3 protein-coding genes and 1 tRNA gene are annotated in these 3,643 nt (G+C 37.2%); 2 read left to right on the top strand and 2 right to left on the bottom strand.

Annotation, left to right across the window (positions count from 1 at the left end):
- The first annotated feature begins 35 nt into the window (after positions 1 to 35).
- Positions 36 to 677 carry an HAD family hydrolase gene (locus ACMZ6U_RS09750; protein ID WP_416108250.1) on the top strand — a complete coding sequence of 214 codons (642 nt, stop codon included), beginning with the start codon at positions 36 to 38 and terminating at the stop codon, positions 675 to 677.
- A 31-nt stretch (positions 678 to 708) separates the two neighbouring features.
- Here the strand turns inward: ACMZ6U_RS09750 and mutY are convergent, their stop codons facing one another.
- Both mutY and ACMZ6U_RS09740 read right to left on the bottom strand, forming a co-directional pair.
- Positions 709 to 1,857 (bottom strand): A/G-specific adenine glycosylase, encoded by a 1,149-nt coding sequence (gene mutY / locus ACMZ6U_RS09745; RefSeq protein WP_416108249.1) that lies wholly within the window; start codon positions 1,855 to 1,857, stop codon positions 709 to 711.
- Between the two features lie 55 nt (positions 1,858 to 1,912).
- A complete protein-coding gene (locus ACMZ6U_RS09740; RefSeq protein ID WP_416108248.1) occupies positions 1,913 to 2,320 on the bottom strand; it encodes a hypothetical protein in 408 nt (135 codons plus the stop codon).
- A 1,085-nt stretch (positions 2,321 to 3,405) separates the two neighbouring features.
- Between ACMZ6U_RS09740 and ACMZ6U_RS09735 the strand changes: the two genes are divergently transcribed.
- A tRNA-Thr gene (locus tag ACMZ6U_RS09735) sits at positions 3,406 to 3,478 on the top strand.
- The last annotated feature ends 165 nt before the right edge of the window (positions 3,479 to 3,643 follow it).

Genomic DNA, 3,643 nt, shown 5'->3' with positions numbered 1-3,643 from the left:
GTTTTCTTATGTTACAATGGACTTGAGGTGATATGATGAGTATAAAAGTAGTGATTTTTGATATGGATGGTGTCCTTTTTGACACAGAGCTGTTTTATTTTGACAGAAGAAAAAGATTCTTGGACCAAAAGGGTATCCGAATTGATCATTTAGAACCAAAAGACTTCATTGGTGGCAATGTCAAACAAACCTGGCGATTAGTACTGGGAGAAGATTATGATAAGTGGAATATTCCTGAGTTAGAACAGGCCTATTCCGCTTATAAGCTTGCTAATCCTGCTCCCTTTAATCATTTAATCATGTCAGGAGCTAGAGAGACACTTACTAGCTTAAAAGGTAAGGGCTATCGTTTAGCGCTGGCTTCTAGTTCAGCAATGGTTGATATCGAAAGTGCTCTCAAAGGTTCAGGTCTCTCTCAGACTTTTGAGGTCGTTTTATCTGGTGAAGATTTTCCAGAAAGTAAGCCCCATCCAGCTATTTATGAAGCTGCTATAGCTCATTTAGGAATCGATAAATCAGAAGCATTGGTTATTGAAGATAGCCAAAAAGGCATAGAAGCTGGTAAAAAAGCAGGCTTAAAGGTCATCGCACTCAAAGACGAACGCTTTGGAGTCGATCAAAGCCAAGCAGATGCCGCTATTGAAGCTCTAGATCAGCTGGTTCATTTTCTCAAATAGAAAACAGCCTTTCCAATGAAGGGCTGTTTGTTTATCTATTATTAGCTAAGTATTCTGCTACTATCTTTTTTTGAGGAGTAGCCATAGGATAACTGTTTAACTCATCTAGTTTAACCCAATGCAGGTGTTCATTTAAAGTCAAGTCATCCTTATTAAGAATCCCCTCAAACAAGGTCATGGTCCATTTTTGATGACTAAAGGTATGTTTGACTTGTTTAAACGAGCGTTCGGTCCAGGTTGGCTGACAAGCATAAGCTTCTTCAAAACTATCTTTTTGAGAATGGGTTTCTAGAAGTGATTGGTCATCTTCAAAAAGACTAGTCTGTTTACCGATAAAAGAGGTTTCCAATAGTGGGAATGACCAGAAGCCAGCCAGTAAACGTCCTTGTATGTTTTTCTCTAGGAGTAATTCTCCCTCTTGATTACGGATAATAAAAGCGTGAATTTCCAGAGGTTTTGGCTTTTTCTTGGGTAACTTGATGGGGTACTTATGGTAAGTTCCATTGAGATAAGCTGCATTAAAGAAACGTATAGGCGACTCATCAGGACGTGGATTTTTGGCAGATTCGATATCAGTCCCTAAATCCATCAATGCCTGATTAAAATCACCAGGCCGCTCAGGATCAATCAGTATTTCCATAATGGCTTGGAAAATTTTCCGATTCTTAGGGTCACCAATATCATAGTCAACTTCAAAAAGTCTAGCCATGACGCGCATAACATTACCATCAACAGCAGGCTCAGGCAGATTAAAAGCAATACTTGAAATAGCACCTGCCGTATATGGACCAATCCCTTTTAAAGAAGCTATATCGTCATAAGTCGATGGAAAAATCCCATCAAAATCAGTCATGATTTGCTGGGCAGCCTTTTGCATGTTTCGCACTCGTGAGTAGTAGCCCAGTCCTTCCCAGGCTTTTAATAATTTTTCTTCAGGAGCATTAGCTAAATCCTCAACCTTTGGGAACCAATCTAAAAAACGTTCATAATAGGGAATCACAGTGACAACCTGAGTCTGTTGCAACATGATCTCGCTAATCCAGATGTGGTAGGGGTTGCTCGTTCGACGCCAGGGTAAATCTCTTTTTTCTTGATCGTACCAAGTCATGAGTGTACGACGAAAAGAAGCAATCTTACTCTCATCCCACATCTCGATACCATAATCTTTTAAATCTAACATGTTTCTATTGTAGCAAAGAAGTCGTTTTTAAACAGAGAAAAACACCTTGCGGTGCTTAGATAAGAAAATCTGAGAAGTAGTCTAATGGTTGAGGTTTCTTGATGGCGTGATAAGGCATGACTGTCATAGCTAAATTATAATCCTCTACAGCTTTGTTGTAGGTCATCTTTGAGGTCGTTAATTGATCCTCGTAACGATGAATTTGACTGACTAGAGTCGACGGCAAGTTGCCCTCATAGGAATGGGAAGCATGTTTTAGACTGTTCAAATGTTGTCTGATTAAATCAATATTATTAGCAGCATGATAAATCGCTTGTTCTAGCTGTGTGATATAACTTTTTTGTCGGAAATACAATCTAGCAGTCGCTGAAGTAGCAGATAGGATAAAAATAGACAGATCACCAACTAATTGAAAAAGGGAATCATCACCAGGCATAATAATGGCCCAAGGAATAAAGTACAATAGAAGAAATATCCCCATTTGAAAACAAAAAGACCATAATGAAAATTTAGGAATACGGATTGGAACTCTCAACAAAATACCTCAACAAAAAGAAATAGTCAATCAACAGCTAGTTAATTTTCCGTTAGTATATCATAAAACAATCAATAAAAAATAGAGTAACTGAAGTTTTTTCTTGACAAAAGAAAGCGCATACAATATAATAAAACTATAAAGAAGGATGACAGAAGAAACAGATTTATAGGAGGGAATCTTATGATGAAACCACATGTCGCACGGTACAAAAACGGAGATACTTAAGTCTCCGGATAAATAGTAGGCAAACTTTACACGTTACAACTTTACATTTTTGCATATCAAAGTGATCACTGATGAAACCATAAGTATAAGAAATGGCCAAAACTCTTTACTTACGAAGTTTCTAGAACTTGTTTTCAATTAGGAGGTAATACTCATGATGGAATTCAACAAAGGACGCTATAAAAACGGAGACAACTTAGGCTATTGCAGAAAATAGCTTAAGGAGTGAATCCAATGTAAATAGATATGGATACTTTCTCTGAGAGAGAAGTTAGTATTAGTTTTATTTAGATAAAAGTGGTGATAAATCACCAATTGAGCTCAATAACTGTCGTCGCGTTACTCAGGGTGTGCATATATAAAATCGTAAACTCAAACTTGTTTCAGGACAATAGGGAGCAACGCCTATGCTAACTTTTGACATTGGACGTTACAAGAACGGTGACAATTAAGTTGAAATCGTCGAAAGTCACTCAGGTTAATGGATTGATTAATACGAGGTGAACGATGCTAAGATTTAATATTAGCCGTTATAAAAACGGAGACAAGTTCCTTTAACGAAAGATTAGAGGAGGAAAAATATTATCCAGAATATAAAAAACGAAGTTAAAACGAAATGTAAAGACACAAGACACTCCTTATGAAGTCAATCATGCGAAAGGAGAATTATATTTTAGACAAATATTTTACACATTGAAGAGATACTTACAAGCGTGCAGTAGGTATCTTTTTATTTTGTGAAAGTATTGACAAGATAATCCAAAGTGTTAAAATAAGGGTGTTAAGCCGATTTAGCTCAGTTGGTAGAGCAACGCACTCGTAACGCGTAGGTCACAGGTTCGAGCCCTGCAATCGGCAAATCTGAGGAAGCTGGGATGAGGGTCTCAGTTTTTATTTTTGTTATCATATTCATGGATTAAACGGCAAAAGCTGATAAAACTGCGCCTTCAAAAGTTAATAGTTGCTTTGCTTGTTCATTATTTTGAAAAAATCGCTAAAATGATCTTTGTCTAAAGAAAATCC

Origin of the sequence: Streptococcus pluranimalium, from assembly GCF_047785745.1 — a bacterium.
In the GTDB taxonomy this organism is placed as follows: Bacteria; Bacillota; Bacilli; order Lactobacillales; family Streptococcaceae; genus Streptococcus; species Streptococcus pluranimalium_B.
Note: the sequence above shows the minus strand (reverse complement) of the source record. Positions and strands in the feature narration are given on the sequence as shown.

Bases quoted from the DNA above. Each gene is read 5' to 3' on its own strand.
- ACMZ6U_RS09750 (WP_416108250.1), top strand. From the start codon at position 36: ATGAGTATAAAAGTAGTGATTTTTGATATGGATGGTGTCCTTTTTGAC.
- mutY (WP_416108249.1), bottom strand. From the start codon at position 1,857: ATGTTAGATTTAAAAGATTATGGTATCGAGATGTGGGATGAGAGTAAG.